The 2,331-nt window shown below is 67.4% G+C and carries 1 protein-coding gene; it reads left to right on the forward strand.

The genetic code is table 11. From position 1 onward, the window contains the following. Positions 1-45: 45 nt before the first annotated feature. The coding region (locus ACIPIA_RS14510) for an NADP-dependent malic enzyme (RefSeq protein ID WP_400510566.1) at positions 46-2,331 on the forward strand (2,286 nt) is incomplete at its 3' end.

Raw genomic sequence — 2,331 nt, forward strand, 5'->3', positions numbered from 1 at the left:
ATTTCCGCGCGACCTCCCCCTGCTCCGGATGCTGGGGTCGCCACCATGAAAAGCAATCTCTCTAACGATCTGCGCTCGGGCGCCCTCGTCTATCACCGCCAGCCCCGGCCCGGTAAGCTCGAGATCCAGGCCACCAAGCCGCTCGGCAACCAGCGCGATCTCGCCCTCGCCTATTCGCCCGGCGTCGCCGCAGCCTGCGAGGCGATCGTCGACGACCCGTCGGAAGCGGCCGAGCTCACCTCCCGGCAGAACCTCGTCGCCGTTGTCACCAACGGCACGGCCGTGCTGGGCCTCGGCGACATCGGCCCGCTGGCCTCGAAGCCTGTGATGGAAGGCAAGGCGGTCCTCTTCAAGAAATTCGCCGGGATCGACTGCTTCGACATCGAGGTCGAGCAGAAGAACATCGAGAAGTTCGTCGAGGTCGTCGCCGCGCTGGAGCCGACCTTCGGCGGCATCAACCTCGAGGACATCAAGGGGCCGGAATGCTTCGAGATCGAGGAGCAACTCAAGGCCCGGATGAAGATCCCGGTCTTCCATGACGACCAGCACGGCACGGCGATCATCGTCGGCGCCGCCGTCCTGAACGGGCTCGACCTCGCCGGCAAGAAGATCGCCGACGTCAAGATCGTCGTTTCCGGAGCCGGCGCGGCTGCCCTGGCCTGCACCAACCTGCTGGTCGAGCTCGGCGCGCAGCGCAAGAACATCTGGATCACGGATCTCGAAGGTGTCGTCTACAAGGGCCGCAACACCCTTATGGACCGCTGGAAGGAGGTCTATGCCCAGGAGACCGATGCGCGGACCCTCGCCGAAGTCATCGGTGGTGCCGATGTCTTCCTCGGCCTTTCGGCCGCCGGCGTGCTCAAGCCGGACATGGCCAAGCAGATGGGGCCGAAGCCGCTGATCCTGGCGCTGGCCAACCCCAATCCGGAGATCACCCCGGAGGAGGCGCTCGCCGTCCGCCCGGACGCGATGATCTGCACCGGCCGCTCGGACTATCCGAACCAGGTCAACAACGTCCTGTGCTTCCCCTACATCTTCCGCGGCGCGCTCGACGTGCAGGCGACGACGATCAACGAGGCGATGAAGCTCGCCGCCGTGCGCGCCATCGCCGCCCTCGCCCGCGAGGCGAGCTCCGACATCGCGGCGCGCGCCTATGGCGGCGAGACCTCGACCTTCGGCGCGAATTCGCTGATCCCGAACCCCTTCGACCCGCGGCTGATCATGCGCATCGCGCCGGCCGTGGCGGAGGCCGCGATGGTGACCGGCGTCGCCCGCAAGCCGCTGGTCGATGTCGAGGCCTATCGCGAGCAGCTCTCGCGATTCGTCTTCCGCTCCGGCTTCATCATGAAGCCGCTGTTCCAGCAGGCCAAGGCCGATCCCAAGCGCGTGATCTATGCCGAGGGCGAGGATGAGCGCGTGCTGCGCGCCGCCCAGGTCGCGCTGGAGGAAGGCCTCGCAGTCCCGATCCTGATCGGTCGCCCGAGCGTCATCGAGAGCCGCATCCAGCGCTTCGGCCTGTCGCTCAAGCCCGGCGTCGACTTCCAGGTGGTCAATCCCGAGGACGACCCGCGCTATCGCGACTACGTCCAGACCTATCTCGACATCGCCGGCCGGCGCGGCATCACGCCGGAAGCGGCGCGCGCGCTGGTGCGCACCAACAATACGGTGATCGCGGCGCTCGCGGTGGCCCGTGGCGAGGCCGATGCGATGATCACCGGCCTCGAAGGCCGGTTCATGTCGCGGCTGCGGCACGTCAAGGACATCATCGGCCTGGCGCCGGGCGTCTGCGACATCGCGGCGATGACGCTGATGATCACCAACAAGGGCGCGTTCTTCCTCTCGGACACGCATGTTAAGCACGATCCGAGCGCCGAGGAGATCGCGGACATGACCGTGCTCGCCGCCGGCCATGTCCAGCGCTTCGGCATCGAGCCCAAGGTCGCCCTGCTCTCGCATTCCGATTTCGGCGCCGCAGACACCCCCTCCGCGCTCAAGATGCGCAAGGCGCTGAAGCTGATCCGCGAGCGCGCCCCGCAGCTGGAATGCGACGGCGAGATGGAGGCCGATACGGCTCTCGTGCCGCTGATCCGCGAGCGCGTCCTGCCCTCCTCGGCACTGAAGGGCGTTGCCAACATCCTGATCTTCCCGAACCTGGACGCGGCGAACATCTCCTACCAGTTCGCGAAGGTGATGACCGATGCGCTGCCGGTCGGGCCGATCCTGATCGGCACCGCCAAGCCCGCCCACATCCTCACCGGCTCGGTGACCGCCCGGGGCGTGGTCAACATGACCGCGCTTGCCGTCGTCGAGGCCCAGGACAGCGCGGCGGCA

The organism is Allobosea sp. CER48 (genome assembly GCF_044752385.1).
Lineage (GTDB): Bacteria > Pseudomonadota > Alphaproteobacteria > Rhizobiales > Beijerinckiaceae > Allobosea.